At 54.7% G+C, this 25,857-nt stretch carries 26 protein-coding genes; 1 reads left to right on the plus strand and 25 read right to left on the minus strand.

Translation table 11 applies throughout. From position 1 onward, the window contains the following. Positions 1-144 precede the first annotated feature (144 nt). On the plus strand, positions 145-417 hold the full coding sequence (gene rpsT / locus GXP52_02500) for a 30S ribosomal protein S20 (protein NOY86156.1): 273 nt from the start codon (positions 145-147) through the stop codon (positions 415-417). On the opposite strand, the gene holA is transcribed toward rpsT, so the two are convergent. The 25 genes from holA to GXP52_02625 all read right to left on the minus strand — a co-directional run bounded on the left by holA (position 406) and on the right by GXP52_02625 (position 25,826). Continuing rightward, positions 406-1,377: a DNA polymerase III subunit delta gene (gene holA, locus GXP52_02505; GenBank protein NOY86157.1), complete on the minus strand. Its 972-nt coding sequence runs from the start codon at positions 1,375-1,377 to the stop codon at positions 406-408. The genes rpsT and holA overlap by 12 nt on opposite strands. Next, on the minus strand, positions 1,374-1,862 hold the full coding sequence (locus GXP52_02510; protein ID NOY86158.1) for a hypothetical protein: 489 nt from the start codon (positions 1,860-1,862) through the stop codon (positions 1,374-1,376). Before GXP52_02510 ends, holA begins: the two co-directional genes overlap by 4 nt. Further along, positions 1,859-4,342, minus strand: coding sequence for a leucine--tRNA ligase (locus tag GXP52_02515; GenBank protein ID NOY86159.1), 2,484 nt, complete (start codon positions 4,340-4,342; stop codon positions 1,859-1,861). The genes GXP52_02510 and GXP52_02515 overlap by 4 nt, the downstream gene beginning before the upstream one ends. 189 nt (positions 4,343-4,531) lie before the next feature. Beyond that, the gene (locus GXP52_02520; protein NOY86160.1) at positions 4,532-4,906 is read right to left on the minus strand and encodes a response regulator; all 375 of its coding nucleotides are present in this window, start codon (positions 4,904-4,906) and stop codon (positions 4,532-4,534) included. Between the two features lie 188 nt (positions 4,907-5,094). After that, positions 5,095-5,931 carry a GAF domain-containing protein gene (locus tag GXP52_02525; protein ID NOY86161.1) on the minus strand — a complete coding sequence of 279 codons (837 nt, stop codon included), beginning with the start codon at positions 5,929-5,931 and terminating at the stop codon, positions 5,095-5,097. Between the two features lies 1 nt (position 5,932). Further along, positions 5,933-6,091, minus strand: a complete 159-nt coding sequence (locus GXP52_02530; GenBank protein ID NOY86162.1) for a hypothetical protein — start codon at positions 6,089-6,091, stop codon at positions 5,933-5,935. Beyond that, entirely contained in the window at positions 6,069-7,175 is a 1,107-nt protein-coding gene (gene cheB / locus GXP52_02535) for a chemotaxis-specific protein-glutamate methyltransferase CheB (protein ID NOY86163.1), read from the minus strand. Before cheB ends, GXP52_02530 begins: the two co-directional genes overlap by 23 nt. Further along, entirely contained in the window at positions 7,172-8,032 is an 861-nt protein-coding gene (locus tag GXP52_02540) for a protein-glutamate O-methyltransferase CheR (GenBank protein NOY86164.1), read from the minus strand. The genes cheB and GXP52_02540 overlap by 4 nt, the downstream gene beginning before the upstream one ends. 1 nt (position 8,033) lies before the next feature. After that, positions 8,034-10,100: a hypothetical protein gene (locus GXP52_02545; protein NOY86165.1), complete on the minus strand. Its 2,067-nt coding sequence runs from the start codon at positions 10,098-10,100 to the stop codon at positions 8,034-8,036. A 105-nt stretch (positions 10,101-10,205) separates the two neighbouring features. Continuing rightward, positions 10,206-11,156, minus strand: coding sequence for a response regulator (locus tag GXP52_02550; protein ID NOY86166.1), 951 nt, complete (start codon positions 11,154-11,156; stop codon positions 10,206-10,208). Next, positions 11,153-11,917, minus strand: a complete 765-nt coding sequence (locus GXP52_02555) for a purine-binding chemotaxis protein CheW (GenBank protein NOY86167.1) — start codon at positions 11,915-11,917, stop codon at positions 11,153-11,155. The genes GXP52_02550 and GXP52_02555 overlap by 4 nt, the downstream gene beginning before the upstream one ends. 99 nt (positions 11,918-12,016) lie before the next feature. Then, the gene (locus GXP52_02560; GenBank protein NOY86168.1) at positions 12,017-12,880 is read right to left on the minus strand and encodes an AAA family ATPase; all 864 of its coding nucleotides are present in this window, start codon (positions 12,878-12,880) and stop codon (positions 12,017-12,019) included. 3 nt (positions 12,881-12,883) lie between these two features. Continuing rightward, complete coding sequence (locus tag GXP52_02565; protein ID NOY86169.1) at positions 12,884-14,980, minus strand: chemotaxis protein CheA; 2,097 nt, start codon at positions 14,978-14,980, stop codon at positions 12,884-12,886. 52 nt (positions 14,981-15,032) lie between these two features. After that, positions 15,033-15,404 (minus strand): response regulator, encoded by a 372-nt coding sequence (locus tag GXP52_02570; protein NOY86170.1) that lies wholly within the window; start codon positions 15,402-15,404, stop codon positions 15,033-15,035. Between the two features lie 21 nt (positions 15,405-15,425). Further along, positions 15,426-17,201 (minus strand): DUF4388 domain-containing protein, encoded by a 1,776-nt coding sequence (locus GXP52_02575; protein ID NOY86171.1) that lies wholly within the window; start codon positions 17,199-17,201, stop codon positions 15,426-15,428. Continuing rightward, on the minus strand, positions 17,198-17,926 hold the full coding sequence (locus GXP52_02580; GenBank protein ID NOY86172.1) for a metallophosphoesterase family protein: 729 nt from the start codon (positions 17,924-17,926) through the stop codon (positions 17,198-17,200). The genes GXP52_02575 and GXP52_02580 overlap by 4 nt, the downstream gene beginning before the upstream one ends. After that, positions 17,923-18,459 (minus strand): hypothetical protein, encoded by a 537-nt coding sequence (locus GXP52_02585; GenBank protein NOY86173.1) that lies wholly within the window; start codon positions 18,457-18,459, stop codon positions 17,923-17,925. The genes GXP52_02580 and GXP52_02585 overlap by 4 nt, the downstream gene beginning before the upstream one ends. Beyond that, positions 18,460-18,873 carry a transcription antitermination factor NusB gene (gene nusB, locus GXP52_02590; protein ID NOY86174.1) on the minus strand — a complete coding sequence of 138 codons (414 nt, stop codon included), beginning with the start codon at positions 18,871-18,873 and terminating at the stop codon, positions 18,460-18,462. A gap of 9 nt (positions 18,874-18,882) precedes the next feature. Further along, complete coding sequence (locus GXP52_02595; protein NOY86175.1) at positions 18,883-19,353, minus strand: 6,7-dimethyl-8-ribityllumazine synthase; 471 nt, start codon at positions 19,351-19,353, stop codon at positions 18,883-18,885. A gap of 26 nt (positions 19,354-19,379) precedes the next feature. Continuing rightward, positions 19,380-20,582: a bifunctional 3,4-dihydroxy-2-butanone-4-phosphate synthase/GTP cyclohydrolase II gene (locus tag GXP52_02600; GenBank protein ID NOY86176.1), complete on the minus strand. Its 1,203-nt coding sequence runs from the start codon at positions 20,580-20,582 to the stop codon at positions 19,380-19,382. 9 nt (positions 20,583-20,591) lie between these two features. After that, complete coding sequence (locus GXP52_02605) at positions 20,592-21,248, minus strand: riboflavin synthase (GenBank protein NOY86177.1); 657 nt, start codon at positions 21,246-21,248, stop codon at positions 20,592-20,594. Between the two features lie 41 nt (positions 21,249-21,289). Then, on the minus strand, positions 21,290-22,363 hold the full coding sequence (ribD, locus tag GXP52_02610) for a bifunctional diaminohydroxyphosphoribosylaminopyrimidine deaminase/5-amino-6-(5-phosphoribosylamino)uracil reductase RibD (GenBank protein NOY86178.1): 1,074 nt from the start codon (positions 22,361-22,363) through the stop codon (positions 21,290-21,292). Between the two features lie 26 nt (positions 22,364-22,389). Next, positions 22,390-23,500, minus strand: a protein-coding gene (locus tag GXP52_02615; GenBank protein NOY86179.1) for a peptide chain release factor 2 whose coding sequence is annotated in 2 segments (ribosomal slippage) — positions 22,390-23,436 and positions 23,438-23,500 — 1,110 coding nt in all. Because the reading frame shifts where the segments join, the coding sequence is not laid out codon by codon here. After that, positions 23,467-25,008 carry an apolipoprotein N-acyltransferase gene (lnt, locus tag GXP52_02620; protein ID NOY86180.1) on the minus strand — a complete coding sequence of 514 codons (1,542 nt, stop codon included), beginning with the start codon at positions 25,006-25,008 and terminating at the stop codon, positions 23,467-23,469. The genes GXP52_02615 and lnt overlap by 34 nt, the downstream gene beginning before the upstream one ends. Then, positions 25,008-25,826, minus strand: a complete 819-nt coding sequence (locus GXP52_02625) for an HlyC/CorC family transporter (protein NOY86181.1) — start codon at positions 25,824-25,826, stop codon at positions 25,008-25,010. The genes lnt and GXP52_02625 overlap by 1 nt, the downstream gene beginning before the upstream one ends. Positions 25,827-25,857: the final 31 nt, after the last annotated feature.

Genomic DNA, 25,857 nt, shown 5'->3' on the forward strand with positions numbered 1-25,857 from the left:
GATGATCGATATCATCATTAACCTTTTATCTTGCCGGAAAAATCATTTGACAACCATCGCGTAATCAGGTTAATAGCCTTTCTTTACCCACACTACCTAACATTTCAAACCATCGGTCTTAATGCCAAAACAGGAGGAGTGGAATTGGCAACACATAAATCGGCCATCAAGAGACACAAACAGAGCCTTAGAAGGAGGCTCGGCAACCAGAGGAGGCGCACCCGCATCAAGAGCCTCACGAAAGACCTCATCGTTGCGGTGGACGCAGGAGACAGGGCAACAGCTGAAAAGACCCTTAAAGAGGCCGTGCCGGTCATCCAGAAAGCGGCTTCGGCGGGAACCATCCATAGAAATTCCGCAGCCAGGAAGATCTCCCGCCTGACGCGCAGATATAATTCTCTCCCATCAGACCAGTAAATCCAACAGCAATTTATCCAGGATCACTTCATTAGGGAGACTACCGGTTTTTATATGCCGGTCGCAGACCGACAGGCTTTTCAGGTCACTTTCCAGATCCCTTTCCCTTGCCCGCCTCAACTGGCGGGCAAACTTTTCCTGGAGATTCGGATACTGAATTCCAACCTTGACGGCAGCCTGGATGGGCTGCAGACCTGTTCCCACCAGTTCCTTCCCTTTTATCAATTTTCGATAGTGAGCGGCGGTCATGTGCACCAGAAATTCCGGAGGGGCTCCTGATTCAAGAAGCCTTTTCAGGCAGACAATCGCCTGGGATTTTTTCCCCTCCCCCAATGCATCCAGAAAGGAAAAGACCGTTTCCACACCTCCGGGAAGAGATGCGTTCAGGTCATCCCTGGTAATCGTATCCCGATTCCCCGCATGCAAAGAAACCTTCTCCACTTCCATCGCCAGGGAGCTTAAGACCGTTCCGGAGATCTCAATCAGCATCCCGGCCAGTTCAGGGCTTATCCCCTTGCCGGCCGCCCGGAAGCGTTTTACCACCCATCCTGTAAGTGATTTACCATATGGTCTGCTCAATTTGGGAACTTCCACAAGCCGTGAAAAGGACCGATAGACCGCGCTCTTTTTGTCCATCTCGCTGGAGGTTAAGAGCAGAAATGATGACGGGTTGGGGTCTTTCAGGTAATCAAGAAGCTTTTTCCAGTCGGAAAATTCCTGGATCTCGCGGATCACGAGAAGACGCCTGTCGGACAAAAACGGCAGGGTCTGGAGAAATTCCAGGACAGAACCGATCTCGGCGTCCCATCCGTAGACTGAAAGGTAATTGAAATCCCTGGCCTCCCGGGGAATCAGGAGTTCCATAAGCTCCTCGACCGCTTCATTTATCAACAACAGCTCCGCGGAGATGAGAAGGCGGGAGACACCTTTTGCTTTGCGGCTGCCTGCCGGCTGTGTCATGGCTGATCCTCGAGCCTGTCGGACAGGGCTCTGGCGGCATCCTTCGAAAGGAGTCTGATGGCGGCCCGTCTGTTCCAGTCAAGGGTGTTGATGTCGCTTGACCATGGGTACGATCTCGCCACACGTTCCTTCCCCTTACGCAAGAGCTTTCCGTCCTCCCCGACAATTCGCCACAAGAACCCCAGCGTGAGTTCCTCGCGCACGGGATCTCCTTGGGATGAAACGGTCTGTGCCCTTTCGGAAAATTCGGTGATTACGATGGAAACTTTTCGAGGCGCGTCGGTTCGACGCAGCCCGGCTACCTCTGCCAGAGAATCCTCCATCATCCGGTAGAGAAGCGGCTCATCGGTGGAATTTCTCAAAACACCCAGGGAAAAGCCCCTTCCGCTGTAGGGGCGGACAGGGCTGTAGCCGCACCCGGCGAAAAGTGCAAAAATGAGGACTGTGGCAACGCCCCCCAAAAAGGCTCTTACCAGGGCTCTCATCTAACCACCAGGGAGACCAGCTTTCCCGGAACGGCGATCTTTTTCACCAGCTCCTTGTCCGCAATGAGTTCCCTGACTCTGGGAATAGCCAAGGCCATACTCTCGAGTTCATCCTTGCCGGAATCGGGGGCGGCATCGAACCGGGCCCTGACCTTGCCGTTGATCTGCACCACGATCTGGACGGTTGTACTCAGGGTTAATTCGGGGTCGTACTCCGGCCAGGACTGCTGGAAAACGCTGTATGGCCGGCCGGCTGTTTCCCAAAGTTCTTCAGCGAGGTGGGGAGCGAAAGGCGCCAGCAGGAGAATTAAGGTCTCAGACGCGTTTAACGCTACCCATTGACCCCCGGATGACGACGCTCCGCTTCCGGTCATGAAACGATGGAGCTCATTGACCAGCTCCATGATCGCACTGATGGCCGTATTGAACTGGAATCGTTTCTCGATATCCTCGGTGACCTTTTTAATGGTCCTGTGGGTTGTGATCAGCAGCGGAAGCGCCGCGCCGTCAACCGAATCGGGCTCGGAAGCGGGGCTGAGGAAAAGCTCCTTGTGGTCGGTGATCATCCGGTAAACCCGGTTTAAAAAGCGGAAAGCCCCCTCCACTCCCTGATCATTCCACTCCAGTTCTTTCTCCGGGGGAGAGGCGAAAAGGATAAAAAGGCGCGCGGTATCGGCGCTGAACCTGTTAATAATCTCACCGGGATCCACCGTGTTGCCCAATGACTTGGACATCTTGGCCCCGTCCTTGATAACCATTCCCTGAGTCAACAGTCGTGAAAAGGGCTCCGAGACACCGGTAAGGCCGAGATCCCTCAGACCTTTGGTAATGAATCGTGCGTACAAAAGGTGTAGAATTGCGTGTTCAATTCCACCTATGTACTGGTCAACCGGCATCCAGTAAGCCGCCTTTTCGGGATTGAAAGGGGCCTGGCTGTAGGATGGATCGGTATATCGGAAGAAGTAGTAGGACGAATCGATAAAGGTGTCCATCGTATCTGTCTCCCGGCGTGCCGGTGCCGAACATCGAGGACAGGTAGTGCTCACGAAAGAGGGGGAAGTCTCAAGCGGGTTTCCCTCGCCGGTAAATTCCACGTCATCCGGCAGCAGAACCGGAAGATCATCAAACGGAACGGGGACGATGCCGCAGCTGTCGCAATACACCACGGGAATGGGCGTGCCCCAGTACCTCTGTCTGGATATCAGCCAGTCCCTGAGGCGATAGATGACTGCACCCCGACCCCACCCGTTTTTCTCCAGGTACCCTATGAAGTCCGCCATGGCTTCCCGGTTGTCACGGCCATTGAAGGGACCGGAATCAACCATGGGGCCGTTGCCGGTATAGGCGCATTCCATGGTGGCGCCATCCAGGGCTCCACCTTCATCCTGGATGACAACCTTTATCGGCAGGCCATATTTTCCGGCGAACTCGAAATCGCGCTGGTCGTGGGCCGGAACCCCCATCACCGCGCCCGTACCGTAGGCCATGACAACGTAATCCGCGACAAGGATGGGGAATTCCTCACCCGTCACCGGATGGACAAAACAGCGGCCGGTGTCGATGCCTTCCTTCTCCCTTGTCTCATCGGTCCGGACGGTCGCTGACTCTCTTTTAACCCTTTCGCAAAATTCGAGGACCGCCCCCTCACGGTCGGTCCCCTTTACCAGCTCGGCGACGAGGGGATGTTCGGCCGCAAGGACCATGTAGGTGATTCCAAAGACCGTGTCGGGCCGGGTGGTAAAAGTGGAGATAACCGTATCGGATCCCACAACGTGGAAATCAATTTCAGCACCTTCACTTCGACCGATCCAGTTTACCTGCATGGTCTTGACCTTATCAGGCCAGTCCTCCAGCGAATCCAGATCGTTAAGGAGTTCCTCGGCGTATTCCGTCGTTTTGTAGAACCACTGCTCAAGATCCCTGCTGACCACCTGGGCGCTGCACCGCCAACAGCAGTCGTTTTCCACCTGCTCGTTGGCAAGGACGGTCCTGCAGGAAGGGCACCAGTTTATGGGAGCTCCCTTCCTGTAGGCCAATCCCCTCTCCAGGAATTTAAGAAAGATCCACTGATTCCAGCGATAATACTCCGGCTCGCATGTGGCCAGGGTCCGTTCCCAATCGTAGGACAGTCCCAACTGCTTCTGTTGGTCCTTCATCTGCCGAATGGAATCCCTTGTCCATTCACCGGGGTCCACCTGGTGCATGATGGCGGCGTTCTCGGCGGGCATGCCGAAGGCATCATAACCCATGGGATAGAGAACGTTGAACCCTCGCATGCGGAGAAACCGGGAGTAGGTATCCCCAATGCTGTAGTTTCGAACATGGCCCATGTGCAGCTTCCCCGACGGATAGGGAAACATCTCGAGGCAATAGAATTTCTTCTTCCCGGGGTCCTCCCTTGCCCTGAATATCCCCGTTTCCTCCCAACGTTTCTGCCATTTGGGTTCAGTCTCCCGGGGATTGTACCTGGAACTCGGCATAGCTCGACCTCCGACCCTTCATTTCAGCGTGTGGAATGGCCTTCGACCCCACATCCCGCAACGTTCAATGTTCAATGTTCAACACGCCCATGGGGGGGCGTTCAAATCGAAGATTTGTGAGGAAAGTGAAAATGACACTTTTCGCTTTCCATGGAGTAAAAAGCCATTAATGGACTTTTTACGACACTGTCAAATATCCAGAAGTTTTTTGACGGTTGACAGAAGGCTGGTGGACTGGATAGGCTTGGTAACATAAGCGTTCGCCCCCAGAGCCATGGCTCTATCTCTATCCTCTCCGGCACCTTCCGTAGTAATGATGACGATGGGAATATCCTTGTAATTATCGTTGCCCCTGACCATGCTGACAAGCTTCAATCCGTCCATTATGGGCATGTTGATATCGGTCAGGATCATATCAATCTGGTTGGAGGAAAGCTTTTTCAGGCCGTCCAGACCATCGTTTGCTTCGATAATCTCCGCGTGGGGAATGCGTTTAATGGAAAAACGGATGAGCTGCCGCATCGTGGGGGAATCTTCGATTATCAGGAACTTAAGTGCCGCCATCTTCAATCTCCAGACCGTCTGAAAGCTGATGACCTTTTACGAAGTCATCAACGCGCCCCGCATGGGTCGCCCAAATCAATGACTCGCACCATAAGTCATTGATTTATGAGGAAAGCGAAAATGATACTTTTCGCTTTCCGTTAAACAAAAAGCCGCGGATGGACTTTTTGCGACCATATAAAAGTAAATCACTGGCTCAACAGATTAAGGAATCCCTTATAGGTCGTCAGCTTTCTTCTGGACTCGGAATACAGCCTTGAGCTGAAAATCGCAGTTGCGGCATGCCCGGCGAGAAGGGTGAAAAGTTCGAAATCAACCGGTACAAAACCCTTCTTCTGCTGAAAAAGTTTGTATAGATTAATCATGCCTATGAGTTCATCCTTGATCATCAGCGGTATGCACACCAACGGGTTTTCAAGAAGCTCCTCTGATATCGAAGGAGGGTTCTCGTTAAAGTAGCTTTCTTTCGACCGGGCGGCGACTCCTGTCACACCCTCACCCATGGTTACCGGAGAGATCTTCTCAGGATCGACCCCTTCGGCCGCAACGGGGATCAGGATCTCCCTCTTCTCATCCAGGAGAAAGATGGCGAATTCCTCAGCCCCGATGAGGTTGATGATGATTTCCAGGATAATCTGGAGAACTTCCTCGTAATCGAGAGTGGAGTGCAGCTGAAAGCTCGCTACGTAGAGATTGGCGAGGTTGTTATTCTGTTCATCTACATCAATGTAGCGTTGAGCGAAGTCAATATTCTCCTCCTCGACCTCATTGAGTTTTCCCTCGAGTTCGCGCAGCTTCCGCTCATAAAGGGCAACCTTTCTGGCCAATTCCTCGTATTTATCGCCGCTGAGCCTTGGGGCGGATTTTTCCGGCCTGCTTTTGAGTGACTCCTCAAGTTTTACGACACGGTAGCGAAGCTGTTCATTATCCTTTAGAAGATCCAGGGTAAATTCCTGTCCCTTCCGAAAGATTTCCAGAAACTCCTCCCCCTTATCAAAAAGAGATGAAACCTTGTCATCCTTCATCTTAAATGTTCCTTTCGATAATCGACCCGGGCGCCATGAACGGGCTGTCCACCATCACCTCCGGGCCGTCCATGCCGGGCAAGGTATCCCATGGACCTTCCCATCCACACCGGTATTTACCAAGCTTCCGGAATTTCTCACATGCCCCGGTTTCTAGCATCGCTCGACTCATTTTTCAAGCGACAGATATCCATTGCCATCGCCTCTATCCTCCCTGACAGGGTGTTCAAGGGCAGGACTACCTCCGCGGCGCCGTTCCGGATGGCAGCCTTGGGCATCCCGAAGACAACGGTGCTTTCCTCCGACTCGGCAATGGTACGGCCTCCTGCGTTACGGATCTCGAGCATCCCATGGGCCCCGTCATTCCCCATTCCCGTGAGCAGGACCCCCAGGGAACGTTTCCCGAAAACGATCGCAGCGGATTCCATGGTGATGTCAATGGATGGGACGAAACGATCGCCTTTCCTCTTTTTTCTCAGTTTCACCGCGACCGAAGGTGAGCCTGTAATCTCCAGATGATAACCTCCCGGGACGACTAAAAGCAGGCCAGGCGTCAGAAAATCGCCATCCTCGGCCTCTTTTGCCTCAAACGCGGTGTTTTTACCAAGACGCATGGCGAACTGTTTTGTAAACACGGGAGGCATGTGCTGGACTACAATTACAGGCAGAGGAAACGTGGAGGGCAACTGGGTCAGGACTCTCTGAATTGCCGACGGCCCACCCGTGGAAGCCCCGATGACAAGAACGCCGGCCGGATGGATCTTGGTGCCGGGCCTCCTGGGCGCCTTCACCCGTTCCCTGACCGGCTTGGCAGACCGCAGCCTGCCAAGATAGGGCGCCATGTCCTGTCCCCCTACAGCCCGGACCTTTGTCTGAAGTTCCTCCTTTATCTCGATTATCCTTTCTGATGCATACCGGCGGGGTTTGACGACAAAATCCAGCGCACCGAGATCAAGGGCTTTGAAAACGTTTTTCTCGCCGCCATCGGCGCTCACAACCACGACCGGAAGCGGGTGATTTTGCATAAGCCATCGCAGAAATGTAAATCCGTCCATCCTGGGCATATTCAGATCCAGCGTGATAAGATCGGGCGGATCCGTCATAACTGTGCGAATAGCGGTTTCTCCGTCCGAAACCACTTCCACAGAGGCAACCTCCTCCATCTCAAGGAGCATGGACCGGACCATCTTTCTATTGTAGGCGGAATCATCAACGACCAGAATGCGCAGCTGCCCATTAATCATCCGTCGTCCCCTGGTTTCTGATAAACCATCACACGGCTGAGATGCTTCAGCTTGAAGGCCGTGGAGATATTCATCAAAGATTCCGAATGCCCCAGAAATAGATACCCCCCCGGAACGAGTTTTCTGTGAAAGGCGCTGATGACCTTTGCCTTTGCGTCCCTGTCGAAATAGATAATTACATTTCTGCACATTATCAGGTCGCACTCACCGATCAGGCCAAGCATCTTCTCATCCAGAAGGTTGTGATGCCCGAAGTGTACCATTGTTCGGATAGAATCATAGAGAATCTGTTTGCCGTTTTCGGATGTTTTGAAATACCGCTGGATCCTGGAACTATCCGTCGTCCTGAAGGAGGAGGATGAGTATTCGGCCTTCCGGGCGCTTTTCAGGACCTGCTGACTGATATCAGTCCCGATAATGTCCACATTCCATCCTTCGAACAGTCCCGATTCCTTGAGAAGGATAGCGATGGTGTACGGTTCTTCCCCGGTCGAGCACCCGGCACTCCAGATGCGGAGTTGTCTCCTCCGGGCTTTTTGTTGAGCGATATACGGAAGCACCTCATTGGAAAAGGCGTCCAACTGGTTCTGTTCCCTGAAGAAATAGGTTTCGTTTGTGGTTATGACGTTAAGAAGTTCATTTATCTCCTGAACCCTGTCCTGATGGAAGAGGAGGTAATGGTAATATTTCAGGAAGGAATCGAAGTGGTAGGTTCGCAGCCTCTTCTGGAGCCTGCTTTCAAGAAGAAACCTGTTGGATTCATCAAAATGCAGCCCACAGTACTCGTAGATGAAGGTCGATAGAAGCCGGAACTCCTCATCAGCGAGATCAACCTTCTCCGGGGAATTGAACAGCATCTTACCCGCTCGGCTCCATCAGGGATCGGATGGTCAGCCGCACGGTCCTGTCCGGGTCGGAATCGGCCATTTCAAGGAGTGTTCGCTCTACCTGATCTCCACCTTTCCCGACGAGGGAATGAACGGCGAAAATCCTTGTGCTGGCATCCTTATCCCCGAGCGCCTGCATGAGCAGATCAAGACCGGCGTCTGAAGGGATGTTCCCGAGGGTCCGGCAGACGGCACGCCTTATCTCCACGGTCCCTTCGATAAAAGCCTCCTTGAGCAGTTTCATGGGGACTTCATATCCTGCGCTCACCCTGCGTCCCAGGGCTTCAATAACAGCGGTCTTCAACATGAGATCTTCGCCATGGAGAATATCGGACAGATCCCCGGGATCCAGGTCCGGCTGCATACTGAGGGATGTGGCGGACGCTGCCCTGACCCATGGATCCTGGTCGTAAAGAGCCGATTTGAGGGGTTCAACGGCGCCTTCCGGCCTCATGATTTCCAGGGCCATGGCGGATTCCGACCGGACTTGGGGATCCTCATCGCTTAAAGCGCCCATCACAGCCTCGGCCGCTTCTGATCCCTCACAACGACTGAGAGCCCGGACAGCCGAAGCCCTGATAAGGGGCTCCGAATCACGGAGGGTCCCAAGGAAAAGGTCGATATGTGTCGATGGGTCCACATCACCGAGCACCCTGATCAGGAGGGCACGGACCTCGGGCGGTGAAGTTCCCAGGTGAGGACCGATTTTTCCAAAAAAAGCCCCGGGATCTTTTTTGCCCAATACGGACAGGGCCGCTCCCCCAACCTCGACGACGTCCGGATATTCATCAAAGAGGAGGGAAAGGATGGAGTCTATGGCATCAAAATCCCCAAGGGCGGCCAGGGCAAGGACGGCATCCTTTCGGACGTGCCCGCTGACATCTCCGAGCATCGGGATTATATGGGAAAGCAGGCCCGCGCCGCCCAGCTTTGTCAGAACCTGCAGGGCTTTTCTTCGAATGTTTCCCTCAGGGTTCTGGAGAAGTGAAAGGAGGATCGTGCGGTCCCTATTGCCGATGGTGAAGAGGGCCATGCCGACATCGCCCTCCAGGGAATCATCAGCGATAAAGGCGAGGACGGCCTCGGTGGCCCTGTCCCCGCCGATGAGGCTCAGGGCGGCAAGACAGTCCTTTCTCTCCTCAATCCGGTCGGCAATCTCCAGATGGTCGATCATGAACGATGTAATCTGCTCATCGGCATTATCCGCCACAGCCGCGGCAAATTTTTCGAGGTCTCCACCGGTTTCTTGCGCCATGGCCCTTCGATAGATAGCCCCCAAAGCCGCGAACGCCGCTTTAACAGCACCCCTGGGAAGGGATGGGATTCGGTCGATGAGCCCCAACCCATCGCTGATGGAGCCGATCCTCCCTATTCCCCGAACCGCGGGTGCGGCCAGAATACGGTTGTCAAGAAAACGGAAGAACGAAGGCAGCGCCTCCTTTGCTCCCAGGCTGGAAAGAGCGCTCAGGATGCTGAAAGCCACCCAGTCATCGGCCGAATCGAGTGCACTGATGAGGGCGCTCACGGAGGACGGGTCACCGATGTTTGCCAGGCTCTCGGCTGCGGCTGCGCATATATTCTGCTCCGGATCATGGAGTAGTCTGATCAGATCGGGGACAAATGAAGGAGTGGCAATATTCCCCAGGATATCCACCAGAAACTTTCGGATATCCGGCTGCTCCACCGACAGATGCTCGGAAAGCAGGGGAGCTGCTTCCCTACCCATCCTTCCGAGGACCTCCACGACGGAGTTTCTCAGGGTTACTTCATGGGTCGGGTCCATCATGGGAATAAGACGGGAAATCAGCCCCCTGTCGGGCGCAAGCGAGGAAATCCCCTCAATGGCCTCTTTCCTGACCCGCCAGCTCTCATCGGACAGGGGAACAGGGAGCCAGCTGAGATCGTCTTCCGAAAGCCCCTCCTTCAGGTCCAGCATGGCCAGCCGCCGGACTTCCTCGTCCGGGGACTTTAATTCAGCAACCCGGGCCTCCCTGCCTTCAGGCTTCAATCCTGATAGGGTCGTAAAAAGTCCATCCATGGCTTTTTACTCCACGGAAAGCGAAAAGCGTCATTTTCACCTTCCTCACAAATCTTCGATTTGAGCGCCCCTAAGTGGGCGCTTTGATGACTTCCTGCGAAGTCATTAATCCTCCCCCTCTTTCATCACCGTACCAACCCCTCTGGAACGCAGAAGGGCCAGCATCTCCTCCTTAAGCGCCGTCTCATAGCTGCCTCCGTACTCAGGGAACCTGCTCTTCAGCAGCAGAACCCCCTCTTCAAGGTCATCCGCGATCAACTCCAACGCCGTCTCAGGTACAGAACCCCGGATCATATCCTCGTTGTAAAGCGCAACATCTCCCACAATGATTCTGCACATCCTTCTCACGTCCTCCTCGAACGGCTCCCCGATCTGTTGGAGTGATTTCTGATGGATCTCCTCAATCTCTCTCCGGTCGTCAACTGCCAGGTCGGCATGCGCCCCGCCGACCTGCGGTTCAGACTCCGGACGGTCCCCGGATTCGCTCTCCAGGCCGACACAACGCCTGATCTTGGTGATAAGCATATCCGGCAGATGGTGTCTTTCTATATAATCGTCCGCACCGTAAAGGGAGGTGGGTTCCCTCTTGTAACGGGTACCGTGGTGGAGGGAAGCGAGCAGGATGGACGGAATGTGGTCTTCCCCAAGGGTTTCCCTCATCCGGTCAATCATTTCATACCCCAACATGTCGGGAAGGACCACGCTGAACAGAACCGCATCCGGCGGTTGGAGGGACAGGATCTTCAGGGCCTCGGTCCCTGTCGATGCGAGCCGCCCCCTGAATCCGTTTCTTTGGAGAATCCTCACAACGAGATGGCCCAGGGCCTGTTCCTGAACCACCACCAGAACCGTCAGGGCGTCTTCGGCTATCTCCTGCTCTTCCCCGGGCAGAACAATGGGGATCAGAGAACCGCACTTCCTGCAGTTGAAGGAGAAAACTCCAGGCGGCAGTTTGTCCGGATGAATCCTGTAAAACCTGCCGCACCCGGGGCATCTGAGGACAGGTGAGTCAACCTCGGAGGATTCCCCCATGTTTTTTTCAGGTGTTTTTTTCATCCCGGCAAATCCGTCTGATCAAAGGCCGATTCCTCCAATCCGCCGGAAATGTCCTCATCAACCGCGAGGATTTTCTGGAGGTTCAGGAGAATGATGAGGCGGTCATCGACCCTGCCGATCCCCCGACAATATTCGCCCTCGACCCCACCTACGATTTCGGGAGGAGGTTCTATCCTGCTGAGGGGAATATCCAGGACCTGGACCACTGAATCCACCAGAAGCCCGAAAAAGTGTTCCTTCAGATTCACCACGATGATCCTGTTTTTCGGGTTCAACTCCGTGGAGGTAAGACCCAGGCGTTTTCGAACATCGAAGATGGGCACAATCATCCCCCTGAGGGAGATGATCCCGAGCACATAATGGGGAGTCCGGGGCACCTCGGTGGGGTCCTTGGGTCTTACGATCTCCTTGATATCCATAATGTTAAGGCCGTATTCCTCCCCGGCGAGTAAAAAGGTCAGAACCTGGATCCGTTCCTCTTCCTCCTCCTCACGGTTCGCCCTGTGCTGGCTCATCAGGACCTCCCTCAGGTCCCCCGGCTCGCTTCCAACCGCCACACCCGAATTCCGGACACGAACAGGGGCTTCGACCGCCACTGCCGCGGACTCTTTTACCTCTGCTTCTTCGACATGGTCCGGTGCCTCGGGAATGGGCCCGGCAGGCGGCTTTTCCCTGGGAGGATTTTTCGGCTTGGTCTCCTTGCGGCTTTTTTTCGCCTTTTTCGCCTTTTTCGCCTTTTTTCTAATCTCTACCAGATCCATGTGATCACCCTCGCTCGCAATCCAACTCTTTTCCGCAGCCATGGAAATGTTAGCTGATACCCTCCCGAAAGAATATCTGCGGTCACTTGCCCCCGGGAATCACGGCTGACCCTGGGCGTTCCCGCCTGCCTGACAGGCTGAAGCGTCAGCCTGCATCCTCGGTTCCAGATCAAGTTCTTCAATGACATCAAGTACGATATCCGGTCCGATGCTGAGGAGTTCCTTGGAAAAGGCCGCAAGGAGAGCATTGGACGAGATGTTATTGATGAGACGGGGCAACCCTCCCGAGTATCCATAGATCACGTCCAAGGCCTCCTCATCGAAGAGATGGGTATCACCGCCTACCTGGTCCAGGCGGGACGCGATGTATTTACCGGTGTCCTCCCGCCCGAGGGCTCCAAGATGGAATTGGATTCCTATTCTCTGACGCAGGGCCTCGAAGGCAGGCTGTCGGAGACGGCGCTTGAGCTCCGGCTGACCGACCAGAATCAGGGACAAAAGGTTCACGTCGTCCAGCTGAAAATTGGTCAGGAGACGGATTTCATCGAATGTCGCCTTGGTGGGAATCAGCTGTGCCTCATCGATAATGACCACCGGGCATATTCCCTTCTCGAAAAAACTGAAAAGGGCCTCGTTGATCCGATCGACAAGCTCGACTCTAAGAATAGTTCCGCCCTTGATTCCCAACCTCGATGCCAGAATTCTGAGAAACTGGTTCGGCGTCAGACGAGGATTGATCAGGAGTATACAGCGGTAACTATCTCCAAGTTGGTCTATGAGCGCTCTGGTGAGGAGGGTTTTTCCGGATCCTATTTCCCCGGTGAGCAATACCAGCTCCCTCTCCTCCGCACCGTACTGAAGCCTGGCTAGAGCCTCCTCATGAATACGGCTGGGGAAAAAGAACGCTGGGTCGGGTGTTTTCCCGAAAGGCTTGTCGTCAAACCCGAAAAAATCCCTGTACACAGCTCAGACCTTTCCCTCTGTGGAACCCAGCCTGATGGCTTCCATCATCAGGCCGGCAACATCCAGGACCAGCACGGTGGATTGGTCTCCCAGTTCCGTGGCGCCGGCCAGTCCAACGGCCTTGGAAAAGGCATCGCCCAACGGCTTGATGACGACATCCTGTTTACCCAGCAGCTCGTTGGCCATAAGTCCCATTGTTCTGTTGGCTATGCCGACAATAACGGCGTAGGCGTCCCCGTTTTCCTCCGCGGCGGGGATGCCGAAGATCCGTTCCAGCCTGAGCAACGGCAAAGTTTTATCCCTCAGGTTGATTATTTCCCGTCCCTGGACGGTTTTGATATCGTCTTTCTCAAGCTGGATCGTCTCCTGGATGGACCCCATAGGGATGGCGAAGACCTTCCGGCCACTCCGGATGAGGAGTGCCTGGAGGATGGCAAGAGTTATGGGCAAGGTCAGGGTAACCCTCGTGCCCAGTCCCTTAACGGTGTTGATCTCTACCGTCCCCCCCACGTTCTCTATTTCCTTCCGAACCACGTCCAGGCCGACACCGCGGCCGGAGATCTCGGTAACGTTTTCCTTGGTGGAAAATCCCGGTTTGAAAAGGACAGAAAGCACATCTTCCTCGGCATGAAGATCATCGCGGCCCAGCAACCCGCGCTCAATTCCGGCTGCCCTGACCTTGTCAAGGTCGATTCCCCTGCCGTCATCCTCCACTTCAAGAACAACATGGTTGCCCTGCTGGTAGGCCGAAAGTCTCACAAGTCCCACCTTGTCTTTTCCCTCAGCGATACGTTCATCGGCATTCTCGATGCCATGATCCAGACAGTTTCGGACCATGTGAAGAAGGGGAGATATCATTTCCTCCATGATCATCTTGTCGAGTTCCGTGTCCCCGCCTATGAATTCAATTTTGACCTCTTTCTTCAACTCCCGGGCGATCTTTTTCGAAACCCTCTGAAGTTTGTTGAAGAGCTGCCCCACGGGAACCATCCTGGCGTCCATGACGCTTTCGCGCAGATCAATGAGCTTCTTCTCCATCTGTGCGTTGCTCTTCTCAAGGTCCTGTATCACCCCAGTGCCGCCGGTTCCCCCATGTTGACGGAGACGGTCGGCGATATTGGAAAAATTGGAACGGAGGATCACCAGTTCTCCGACGAGGTTCATAAGATGATCAAGTTTGACAATATCGACCCGGACGGTATTGCTGACCCCCCTTATCTCCTCAACCATGGCATCTTCCACAAAGCCCTCCGTGGATTTCGGCGCCGGGACCGCCGAAACGGGAGAGGGAGGCTCACCCTTGTACGGTATAGAGGTCAGGATCATCCCCTCGCCTTCGAATTCCTTTGATATGTTCTCCAGGGGTTCCTTTGTCGTGAAAAAAAGGAGAAAACCGATGCTCCCCTCCGCCCCGCCATCGGGCTGAGGAAGGGTGGTAATCAGCTCACCGATATCCCTGATAGAATTTCCCATATCTCTGAGCAAGGTGTCGAAGGTTGCCAGGGGAAAGTGACACTGGACACTATAGAAAGGGGTCCCCTTCCGGATATTATCCCTGAAACGGTGTTCCTCATATTCGGATAGCATCTCGGTCATCCCCACCGGCACATCGATAAAACCGGACAGGTCCCCTGCCTCACCATCCTGGGAAGTCTGACCGATCCTATTGATATCCTTTATAAATTCCCCGATATCAACAGAATCGTCACCCTGTCCCGAAGCAACGGCATGAACCATCCGAATAATAAGCTGCACACCGTGTGAAAGGGCGTCAACAACCTCATCGGAAAGTTCGACCCTGTCTAAACGCATATCGTCCAGGAGGGATTCCATGCGGTGTGAAAGAGCGCTCAGATTCTCCAGGTTCAGCATGCCGGACAGACCCTTAAGCGAGTGGGCATCGCGAAAGATGGCGTTGATGATATCCGGTTTCCGGTGGTCTTCAGGCGAAATTTCCATCAGTTGGCTGATGAAATTCTCCAGATCCTCCAGAATATCTTCCGCTTCCGAGACAAAATCTTTCAGGGATTGGTCCACGATTGATAACCTCGCAAAAAGTCTCTTCGAACCTTTTTCCTCGGCGAGGGATGACTTCCTCACTTATTCAGTATAAGGCTCCTCGCACCAGGCACGGCATACCTGACGCCCGTTTTTAATCTCCCAACAACTCCTTCACCTGGCGCTGAAGGTCCTCCGGGTTGAACGGTTTGACAAGGTAGCGGTCCGCGCCCAGCCGGAGTCCCCTTTCCCTGTCTATCTCGCGACCCTCGGTGGTAACAATAATTACCGGGATAGCGCTGAAATTATTACTCTGCTTGACGAAACGGACTACCTCCAGCCCATTGATATCAGGCATATTGATGTCTGTGATCACCAGATCCGGCAGGACCTCCGGAAGTTTCCTGAGCGCCTGGAAACCGTTGGCCGCTTCAATGACGGTAAAATCCCCCAGGTCCTCCAAAGAAGATATGATCATCAACCTCGTTGTTGGGGAATCCTCGACTACCAGAATCTTTTTCGTCATCGGATTTTTCCTACCCTCTTCTCATTTCCTGCCCTTGTCCGCCTTAAGCTTCATCTCCAGAAAGGACCTGTCGAGAGCCAGCCCGGCATGGCTGAGAAAGATATCCAGACTGTTGGTGGGACCAAGACCCCCTTTGTCCTGGCAATCATCGGCATACAGAACCACCGCAACCTTACCCATGCTCACCACCGGGCCAACGTAGACCTCATTGGGCCTTTTACCGCCCAGGGCCTGAAAAAGGGGATCCATGTCGCCCTCCGGGGGAGCTCCACGGTGACTCTGCTGGGTCTGGATAACCCTTGAAAAGAGTGAATTTTCACCGATGGGGAGAACCAGGGCACGGACAACCGAATCAGCGTTCCCCCTTCCACCAAGATCAACCCCGAACTGACCCAGCCCCTTCAGATCAGTCTTCCTTACGAGGAAAAGAACCGCCCTTGAAAAAATCTCGGTAGCGAACCTGAGCGTCAGGAGGGTTATCTCTCCGCGAACATCATCCCTGTTCAGCTCGGAAACGTATGATCTGAGCCTCTCCATGTAGGGGTCCTGTCGTTCCTGAACCTGCGCCAACGGCGCCCCCTCCAGGTGATCGAAGGGCATGTCCAATCCCGCGAGGTCCTCGGAAAGCTCCCCCTGAATGTCGTAAAACTCACATTCCTCCCTTCCGGGAGTCTCCTCGATTGCCATGGCGGAGGCAAGAAATTCAACGGCCAGCTCAAGACCGTGAGGATTTATCGGTAGGAGGGATACGTTCTTGATACCGGCGATCATCTCCTTTAAGCCGGCGGGAGCTTCCCCTTCAAAGGTGATAACCGTTGGAAGATTTAATCCCAGGTCCCAAAGCGTGGTGATGATATCCAGCCCGCCGAGAATGATTCCGTCGGTGATACCCGCGGCCTTCAGGTCCGCGACAAGACAGGGATGTATGTCATGGGATCGCAGCTCCTGAATTTTCGTCATGGCATGGGCGGAATCCTCAAGGTGCAGAATCGTAACTTCATGCTCTTTCAAAGGTTCTTCCAGACCCCTTGCCAGCTGCCTGTTGTCCGAGACGACAAGTACAACCTTTGAAATTCTCGCAGGCACGGCAGGCAGGGTTGATGGTACAATGAACCCCGCGACTTCGGAGATCAGACGATCCTCCTCGGACGCCTCGGGAGGACTCTCCGTTTTATAAACCGCTCCAGGATCGAGCGACAGGTCCTCTTTCAAAGGCGCGGCCCGGGTTATTTCATCCCTTCGCCTGGCCCCTTCCATGACCAGAAACTGTGCGTTTATCCCCTTGTCAAGAAAGAGCGGGGCTACACGTTCAAGGAGCGGATGGCCTTCCTCTCTATTTATCAGTTGGAAGCTGAAGGTTCCTTCCTCCCAGTCGAAAAGAGAGAAGATGACCTCCTCAACCCTCCTTTTCAGGACTTTCTGGAAAGATTCCTGGGAGACGCCGAGAAGATCGGATATGAGGCTCTTGAGGTCTTTCGGGTGATCACAGAACTCGAGGCGTTCCTTTATTTTCTCAAGCTCAGACACCTCAATGATGCCGTGGTGAACCAGGAGGCCAAGGAGTCCGTCCTTCTCATCCGACCGCCCGGCATAGACAATAATCCCATCCTTGATGTAGATGTTCGCCTCTCCCACCGGGCCTTCCAGATTGAGAAGTCCGGAACGTTTACTGAGGCTGACAATCTGAAGGATTTCGCCCAGGGACAGATCTTCCAGTTTCCCAACCAGGCTCATGGCGGGATCCATTCTGCCCCGTGGATGTCTCTCGCCACCCGATGTGGATCTCTTCTCGCTCACCTGCCCTCCGACAGCCGGTCTGCCAGAGGTTGCGGCAGCCCGGCCTCGCGCATCTTTTTCTGAATCGCGGAGATATCATATTCTACCCGCTGAATGCTGAACACGCCGGCATCGCGATCCAACAGCCCGAAACAGGCGGCCGGGTTTCCGTCCCTGGGCTGCCCCACACTTCCCACATTGATAAGATACCGGAAGCCGTCCTCTATTGTCAGGGAATCCCCGGGCACCACCGAAACCGCTCCATTCACATCCATGCTCACCATCACAGGCTGATGGGAGTGTCCGACAAAGCAAATTGGTCCGTCAAAGTGGGAGAAATTGACCTCGGCGTCCCAAAGGGTAAAGATATAATCCCATACATCAGGCAGCTTCGGGCTCGCATGAACCAGGGTAATTCCGTCCCGCTCTTCCACCAGGGGCAGGGACGATAGAAATCCGGATGTTTCCGGTTCCAGCTGCCGGGCATTCCAGAGAATCGCCTCACGGGCGTAGGAATTGAATGACTCCGAGTCGGCAAGCCCCACCGCCGCGGCGTCGTGATTCCCGGCAACGGCAACTTCAGCATTATCCATTACCCATTTGGTGCAGGGATTGGGGTCAGGCCCGTATCCGACCGCGTCCCCGATAAAGTAGATGGAATCGGCGCCCAACCGCTCAACAGCCGCATGGACCGCATCGAGAGCATCCATGTTGGAATGGATATCGGAGACGATTGCGATCTTCACCCGGTCGCCTCGTTTGGCGAATCCGGGACGGTACCCGCTCCGGACCTGCGGGGAAAGGAGGCTTTGGCTGCAGAAAGGGTCTCTGGAGACGTGATAAACAGAGCCGCGTCCCTGACGGGAAGGTCCGCCAGCTCTGCGACGACCCCGTAAAACTCCTCAACCGTCGAAAGATCCTGGTCATCAGGCATGCAGATTTCCTCTGTGGCGACACGCTCCGCGCCAAGTCCGGCCATCGCCCTGATACCCATTCTGTAGGCTTCCCTCCGAAGATCCCTGCCAAAATCCCCCTCCTTACCAAGCCCCATCAGAATAACGAAGGAAACCGGCAGCTTTCCCTGCGTCGGGATAAGAGTCTGGGCGCCAAAATCCAGGAGGGTGGGCCTGTTTTTCCAAAGCCGGCTTACAGATGCGTTAAAAAGCCAGTCCATGGACGCAACGGTCCCCCTGAGGGGCAAAACGTCCGAAAAGTGCCCAAGAAGAATAACATCCCCACGGTATTTCAGGGGCTCGCCGCCCCGCAGATGAACATCCATTTAATCCTGTCTGCCCATATCGTACCTGACCCGATCGAGTATTCCGTTTATGAACCCGCCCGATTCCTCGCCGCCGAAGCTTTTAGCCATCTCAATGGCCTCGTTAAGAACCACGCGGGCCGGGGTATCCTTGTGGAACATGAGTTCATAGCTTGCCAGTCTCAGCAGATTTCTATCGACAGCGGCCATCCGTTTAATATCCCACCTCAATGATGCAGCCGAGATGGTCCGGTCGACCTCCTCAAGATTATCCATGGTTCCAATGACCAGGTTTCTGGCAAACCCCTGAACGTCGGGCTCCATGTCGCCCAGACCTTCCATCTCTTCGCATGCCGTGCCGGGATCACACGGGTTTGCGTCCAATCGATAGAGGATCTGAAGGGCAATCTCCCTTGCCCTGCGGCGGTTACCCATCAGGTCCGATCAGAGCTGCCGCAGAAGATTGGCCATTTCTATGGCCCCCGCGGCAGCCTCGTAACCCTTGTTCCCGGCTTTAGCGCCCGCCCGATCCACGGCCTGTTCAAGGCTGTCGGCGGTAATGACCCCGAACGTTACAGGAACTCCGGAAGTCATGGATACCTGAGCAATCCCTTTGGTCACCTCGGCGGCAATAAAATCAAAATGAGGCGTTTGCCCGCGGATGACGGCGCCCACACAGACTACCGCGTCCACTTCTCCCGTCTCAACGACTCTCCGGGCAATCACGGGTATCTCGAAGGAACCCGGCACCCTGTAGACGGCAATATCTTCCTCCTCAGCGCCATGCCGGAGAAGGCAGTCGATAGCACCGTTGATCAACCTGTCGGTAATAAAGTCGTTAAACCGGGAAGCAATGACGGCAACATTAAGCCCTTTCGCGTCCAGCTTTCCCTCTATCGTTCTGTATCCGCCCATAAAGATCCTCCATTTCAAGAGGGTAGTTATACCTTCCTCAGAAGATGGCCCATCTTGGCTTTTTTCGTCTGGAGGTAGCGAAGATTCTCATCCCTGGCCGTAACCTCGATGGGAATCCGCTCCACAACCTGAAGGCCGTAGCCCTCGAGACCCACGATCTTCTTGGGATTGTTCGTCAGGAGCCTGATTTCAGACACCCCCAGGTCAACGAGAATCTGCGCTCCTATACCGTAATCACGAAGGTCCGGCGCGAACCCCAGTTCGAGATTGGCCTCGACTGTGTCTCTTCCCTCATCCTGAAGCTGGTAGGCCTTCAGTTTGTTGGTCAACCCTATTCCACGGCCCTCCTGGCTCATGTAGAGGAATATCCCTGTGCCCTCTTCCTTGATCATCTTGAGGGCGTTCTCCATCTGTTCACCGCAGTCACATCGCAGGGAATGGAAAACATCACCGGTAAGGCATTCGGAATGCACCCTCACCAAGGTCGGTGAATCCGGAGTTATCTCGCCGATTACAAGAGCTATGTGTTCCTGACCGTCGACCGCGTTTTGAAAGCCGTGAGCGGTGAAATCACCGAAACGGGTGGGAAGAAGTGTAATGGCGACCCTTTCGACCAGCCGCTCATGCCGCATCCGGTATTTTACCAGGTCCTCGATGGTAACGATCTTGAGCCCGAAACGCCTGGCAACGACCCGCAGTTGGGGCATCCGGGCCATGGTTCCATCCTCATTCATAATCTCGCAAATTACACCGGCAGGCCTGGAACCGGCGAGGCGGGCAAGGTCAACGGAACCCTCCGTCTGGCCGGCCCGCACCAGAACCCCGCCTTTTCTGGCCCTAATGGGGAATATATGGCCCGGCCTGGCCAGATTTTCCGGCCTGCAGTTATCATCGATGACGGTCCGGATGGTATGTGCCCTGTCACTGGCGGAGATACCGGTCGATATGCCCTGCCTGGCCTCAATGGAAACCGTAAAGGCGGTGCCGTATTTGGCTGTGTTGTCCGGAACCATTTGAGTAAGGTTCAACTGCTCACACTTTTCCTCAGTTAATGTCAGACAGACAAGCCCACGGCCGTGAAGGGCCATAAAATTGATGATTTCCGGCGTGACCATTTCGGCCGCCACCATGAAATCCCCCTCATTTTCCCGGTCCTCGTCATCGACCAATATTATCGGTTTTCCGGCCCTGACATCCTCAAGGGCATCCTCGATGGTGGAGATCGGCACAATCCCTCCCTAGTCTGCGATAAATCCCGAGTCTACAAGCTTATCCATGGTAAGTCCCGGGGTGTTTTCGCCATGGATAACCGCATCAACCGCGGACCTGACATACTTCATTATGAGATCAGGCTCCAAGTTAACAGAGTCACCTTGGCTTTTCAATCCAAAGGTCGTTTTTCCAAAGGTTTCCGGGATGATGGCCACCGAAAACCGATCCTTCCATCCGTTAATAATCGTAAGGCTTACACCGTCCACAGCGACGGAGGCTTTGGGTACGGCATAAGGGGCAAAATCCGGTGGAAACAGGACTTCAAGATCGAAGGAAGCTCCGGTGCGTTTGAGGACCTGGATGCGCCCTTTGGCCTCCACGTGCCCTGCCACAAGATGCCCGCCTATTCGGTCGCCAAAGGAAAGCGCTCTCTCCAGATTGACCGTCTTCCCGATCCGCGCCGAACCGAAGGTGGTTCTGTCGAGGGTCTCATTGGAGAGAAAACAGGCGAAACGGTCATGGGCTCGGCTCTCGACCGTCAGGCACACGCCATCCACCGCAATACTGTCCCCCGACTTGGTACCTTCGAGTACCAGGGAACAAAGGATCTCCATCCCGGCCCCGCCGTCCACGCGATTCAGACCCGATATTTTCCCTTTTTCTTCAACAATTCCGGTAAACATCTCTAAACTCCTGTGCACCAGTGCACTTATGCACTAATGCATTATAAGCACCTGTCCGCGGTAATGCGAACATCACCTCCCACCCTGCGGCATCGGACGATATCAAACCTCGGGGCATCTCCAAGCGCTTCGAGTGCCAAAGGGCCCATGGCGGAAATGCCCTCGGAACCGACCAGAATGGGCGCGATGAAGGCCTCTATCCGACATATCGCATCCTCTTTGACAAACCATGCAGCTGTCTTTCCACCACCCTCGACCATCAGATGGATAATCCCCTTTTCGACGAGGCGCCTCCCCAGCGAAGGCCAGGAAAAAAGTCCGTTGGCGATGGGGAGCTTTACCAGCTTTATACCCATGTTGTTGAAAGCCTTTGCCCGTTTTTCCGCAACCTTCTCGTCTACAACAATCATGGTTCTGCCATCCTTCCCCCGGGCGACCACTTTGGCTGTAAAGGGGGTTTTCAAGGACGGGTCCAGAACGATCCTCCACGGCTGAACCTTCGACCTGACGGCCCTGACCGTTAATTCCGGGTCGTCGGCAAGAACGGTCCCTACGCCCACGAGAACGGCATCGGCCCGGGAACGCAGGCGGTGAGCGGCTTTTCTCGATTCCTTTCCGGTTATCCACCGCGACTGTCCACCGAAGGTGGCGATCCTGCCATCGAGGGTCAAAGCAGTCTTAAGGGTTACATAGGGAAGAGCATTGGCCACGTAATAGAAAAAGGCCCTGTTGATCTCACGCGATTCCTCCCCGAGAAGACCCTCCGAAACCTCGATTCCAGCCCTTCTCAGGATTTCGAAACCCTCCCCGTTGACGTCAGGGTTCGGATCCCGACAACCAGCGACCAAACGGCTGATGCCGGCCTGGATGATTCGGTCCGTACACGGCGGTGTGCGACCATAATGGCTGCACGGTTCCAGGTTCACGTACAGGGTGGCTCCCCTGGTCCGGCTACCGGCCCGGTCGATGGCCAGGATCTCGGCATGCGGCTTGCCCGGAAGTCTATGCCATCCCTCGCCGACGACACTGCCGCCGCGCACCAGCACCGCCCCGACCATAGGGTTGGGGTGCGTTGTTCCTACCCCTCTCGCGGCAAGCCTCAGCACCCGTTTCATAAAAGACCTGTCAATCGAGGTCTGCGTCACCCCAGACTCTCTATCAGGTAGGACTGGATAAATCCGTCCAGGTCCCCATCCAGAACCGCATCAGCGTTCCCGGACTCATAACCGGTCCTGTGATCCTTGACCATCCTGTAGGGGTGAAGAACATAGCTGCGTATCTGGCTGCCCCAGGCGATCTCTTTCTTCCCTTCCTGGAGCTTGGCAAACTTCTCATCCCTTTCACGCTTGGCCAGCTCAAAGAGTCTTGCACGAAGGATTCGCATGGCGGTGGCCTTGTTCTTGTGTTGGGACCTCTCGTTCTGGCAGGTAACGACAATACCGGTCGGAAGATGGGTGATCCTGACGGCCGAGTCTGTTACGTTGACATGCTGCCCCCCGGCTCCACTTGATCTGTAGGTGTCGATCCGAAGGTCTTTTTCTTCAATCTCCACTTCCATGTCATCCTCAACTTCAGGGTAGACAAAGACCGAAGCAAAAGAGGTGTGCCGCCTTTTGTTGGCATCGAACGGGGAGATGCGAACCAGACGATGAACCCCGATTTCCGCCTTCAGGTAACCGAAGGCGTAATCCCCTTCAACTGCTATGGTCACGCTCTTTATCCCTGCCTCCTCGGCCGGCTGAAGGTCGAGTATTTCAGAGGCAAACCCCCTGCGCTCGGCCCATCTGATGTACATGCGGAAAAGGCTCTGCGCCCAATCCTGCGACTCGACCCCGCCCGCGCCCGGATTGATGGCCAACAGCGCATTCCTCGAATCCGCCTCATCACCGAGGAGCGATTCGAATTCCATCTCCGAAAGGGCTTTTTCAGCATCCTGAAGGAGTGGGAGGTATTCCTTCAGGAGAGCAGGGCCTCCATCCTTGTCCTCTTCCATGAGTTCAGCAGCGGCGCCAAGATCATCGAGCATTCCCCGAATGCGTCCGGATCTATCGATTTCTCTCTTGAGCCGGCTGATCTCTCTGGTCTTGACCTGCGCTTTCTCCTGGTCCTTCCAGAAATCCGGGGCGGTGGTATCCTTCTCAAGCTGCTTTAGTTTGGCCGCTTTTCCAACCAGGTCAAAGATGCCTCCCGAGGGAGTCCAGCTTTTCGGCTGCGTTGCCTATGGCGAGTTTGAATCCTTCCAGATTTTCCATGGTTTTCTCCTTGTCCCGAAAAGTTTTCTTGAAATAGCTAATATTATCACAAAGGCAGATATATAGACAATCAGGTCGCCCACCCGGCAATAGAAGGTCCTCTTCCCGCCCGTTTCCAGCGTGGCGGTAATGGTTCCCCTGCGGAACAGGCCGAGGGACTTAACCATGTGCCCTCTCCTGTCGAAGATCGCCGAAATTCCCGTATTAGCGGCCCGAATCAGCGGGACGCCGTTTTCGGCCGCCCTGACGGCGGAGGCCGCAAGATGCTGGTGCGGACCCCACGATTTTCCGAACCAGGCATCGTTGGTTAAATTCAGAAGGATTTCCGCTCCACGGCGGACCTGCTCACGGGCCAGGTCAGGAAATGTGGATTCGAAGCAGATGAGGGTTCCAGCCGGAACAGGTGTACTGAAAGGCCCCTTCATGCGGCCCGGCATGAATTCCCCTGAACCGGGAACCATTTTCTCCAAAAAACCCAGGACACGATGGAATGGAATGTATTCCCCGAACGGCACAAGCCTGACCTTGTCGTACCATTCCTCATCGCCGTCAGGGCCGATGTGATATGCGCGGTTGAAATAGACCAGTTCACCGCCCCTGACACCAAAGGCGGGGCTGCCGAAGACGAGATGAACCTTCTCCTTCCGGGTAAAATCGCGGATCCTGTCGGCGAACTCCTGCTCGGTCTGATAATAAAATGGAACAGCGGCCTCGGGCCAGACAATGAGGTCGGATCCCTTGAGGTCAGCCCCACGGGAAAGGCCGATATAGGTGTTAAGGGTCTCCTCCCGCATGGACTTCTCCCACTTTATCTCCTGAGGGAAGTCTCCCTGGACAACACTTACGGTAATCTCGCGTTGGGCCCCTTCGTCCCCCGAAAAATGCCCCAGGGAAAACACGGACGTCGCCAACACAAGTAAAACACCGACTCTCGTCAGAAACCCGCGCCGGTTTCCTTCCACCACCGATTCAACAATTTCCAGCAGGAGAACGCTCACCAGGATGCACAGGAAGGATACCCCAAAGACGCCCACCAACCCGTAAAGGGGAAGGACAGGGGATGTTTTCCAGAACCCGGATCCGAGAATAAGCCATGGGAAAGGGGCCGGAAACCGGGAGCGGGCGGCTTCCGTAAGTACCCACACCGAGGGAAGGATAATCGCCGGCCATGGACCTCCTGCCTTTTTGACAAGGGGAACAACCGCTGTAAACACTCCCGGGTAAACGGCAAGGATGGCGCCCAGGATAACAATGGCCAATTGATTGAATGGAAAGGGGATTCCACCATAACGGGAAAGAGTCTGGGATATCCAGTTCAGAGAAACGAAAAACCAGATGAACCCGGCAAGCCACCCGTAAAAAAAGGCGGCTCCGGCAGTCAAACGTCGGACGGAGAAAAGAAGCGGAACCAGGGCAACCGGAGCCAACCATCCCATGTCAGGTCCGGGGAAAGTCAGGATCAACAGCGCTGATGATGCAAGAATTCCGGCGAGAGGCCCGGCCCTCATTATGTTTTAAAGTCCCCGTTTTCCGACTTGGTCACCAGTATCCTGGTGACCTTTCTGGCATCGGCCTCCTCAATTGTAAAATGGAGAGAACCCACCTCACACTGTTCTCCACGCGCGGGCACATGTCCCAGAGTGTGGCTGATAAAACCGCCCAAGGTATCGTAATCACCCCTTGCAAGGGATACACCCAGTTTGTCCTCGAAATCCTCGATATGAAACCGCGCGTCAAAAATGTATTTTCCATCATCCAATTTGGTAAACGGGATCTGCTCCTCTGCGTCGTACTCATCCTGGATATCCCCGACAATCTCCTCAAGAATATCTTCAATGGTAATAAGGCCGGCTGTCCCGCCGTATTCGTCAACCGCGACGGCCATGTGAACCCTCCTGGCCTTGAACTCCTTCAGAAGATCCCCGATCGTCTTTCCTTCCGGGATGAAGTAGGCCTTGTGGAAAAGACTCCCCAGGTTGATTTCATCCGGAGTCTTGCCCCAGTACTTGAGCAGGTCCTTCGCGTAGAGGATTCCAAGGATATGGTCGATATCCCCGTCATAAACCGGGATTCGGCTGTGGCCGGCGGCGATAATCGTCTCGAGAACCTGTTCGAGGGGCATATCCTTTTCAATGGCTACGATATCGGTCCTGGGGACCAGGACCTCCCGCACGCGCGTCTCATCGAGATCCAGGACGGCATCGATCATAGCGTGTTCGTCGCGGTTGATAACCCCTTCCTGCTCCCCTTCCTCAATGAGGCTCTGGATCTCCTCTTCCGTGACGTGCAGACCGAAAAGTCTTCGCACAAATGTTTTCATCCGCATGATAATCCGCCTCACTACTTATGGCTGGACC

Source organism: Deltaproteobacteria bacterium (genome assembly GCA_013151915.1).
GTDB lineage: Bacteria > BMS3Abin14 > BMS3Abin14 > BMS3Abin14 > BMS3Abin14 > BMS3ABIN14.

Bases quoted from the DNA above. Each gene is read 5' to 3' on its own strand.
- holA (NOY86157.1), bottom strand. From the start codon at position 1,377: ATGACACAGCCGGCAGGCAGCCGCAAAGCAAAAGGTGTCTCCCGCCTT.
- GXP52_02510 (NOY86158.1), bottom strand. From the start codon at position 1,862: ATGAGAGCCCTGGTAAGAGCCTTTTTGGGGGGCGTTGCCACAGTCCTC.
- GXP52_02515 (NOY86159.1), bottom strand. From the start codon at position 4,342: ATGCCGAGTTCCAGGTACAATCCCCGGGAGACTGAACCCAAATGGCAG.
- GXP52_02520 (NOY86160.1), bottom strand. From the start codon at position 4,906: ATGGCGGCACTTAAGTTCCTGATAATCGAAGATTCCCCCACGATGCGG.
- GXP52_02525 (NOY86161.1), bottom strand. From the start codon at position 5,931: ATGAAGGATGACAAGGTTTCATCTCTTTTTGATAAGGGGGAGGAGTTT.
- GXP52_02530 (NOY86162.1), bottom strand. From the start codon at position 6,091: ATGCTAGAAACCGGGGCATGTGAGAAATTCCGGAAGCTTGGTAAATAC.
- cheB (NOY86163.1), bottom strand. From the start codon at position 7,175: ATGATTAATGGGCAGCTGCGCATTCTGGTCGTTGATGATTCCGCCTAC.
- GXP52_02540 (NOY86164.1), bottom strand. From the start codon at position 8,032: ATGCTGTTCAATTCCCCGGAGAAGGTTGATCTCGCTGATGAGGAGTTC.
- GXP52_02545 (NOY86165.1), bottom strand. From the start codon at position 10,100: ATGGATGGACTTTTTACGACCCTATCAGGATTGAAGCCTGAAGGCAGG.
- GXP52_02550 (NOY86166.1), bottom strand. From the start codon at position 11,156: ATGAAAAAAACACCTGAAAAAAACATGGGGGAATCCTCCGAGGTTGAC.
- GXP52_02555 (NOY86167.1), bottom strand. From the start codon at position 11,917: ATGGATCTGGTAGAGATTAGAAAAAAGGCGAAAAAGGCGAAAAAGGCG.
- GXP52_02570 (NOY86170.1), bottom strand. From the start codon at position 15,404: ATGACGAAAAAGATTCTGGTAGTCGAGGATTCCCCAACAACGAGGTTG.
- GXP52_02585 (NOY86173.1), bottom strand. From the start codon at position 18,459: ATGGATGTTCATCTGCGGGGCGGCGAGCCCCTGAAATACCGTGGGGAT.
- nusB (NOY86174.1), bottom strand. From the start codon at position 18,873: ATGGGTAACCGCCGCAGGGCAAGGGAGATTGCCCTTCAGATCCTCTAT.
- GXP52_02595 (NOY86175.1), bottom strand. From the start codon at position 19,353: ATGGGCGGATACAGAACGATAGAGGGAAAGCTGGACGCGAAAGGGCTT.
- GXP52_02605 (NOY86177.1), bottom strand. From the start codon at position 21,248: ATGTTTACCGGAATTGTTGAAGAAAAAGGGAAAATATCGGGTCTGAAT.
- ribD (NOY86178.1), bottom strand. From the start codon at position 22,363: ATGAAACGGGTGCTGAGGCTTGCCGCGAGAGGGGTAGGAACAACGCAC.
- lnt (NOY86180.1), bottom strand. From the start codon at position 25,008: ATGAGGGCCGGGCCTCTCGCCGGAATTCTTGCATCATCAGCGCTGTTG.
- GXP52_02625 (NOY86181.1), bottom strand. From the start codon at position 25,826: ATGCGGATGAAAACATTTGTGCGAAGACTTTTCGGTCTGCACGTCACG.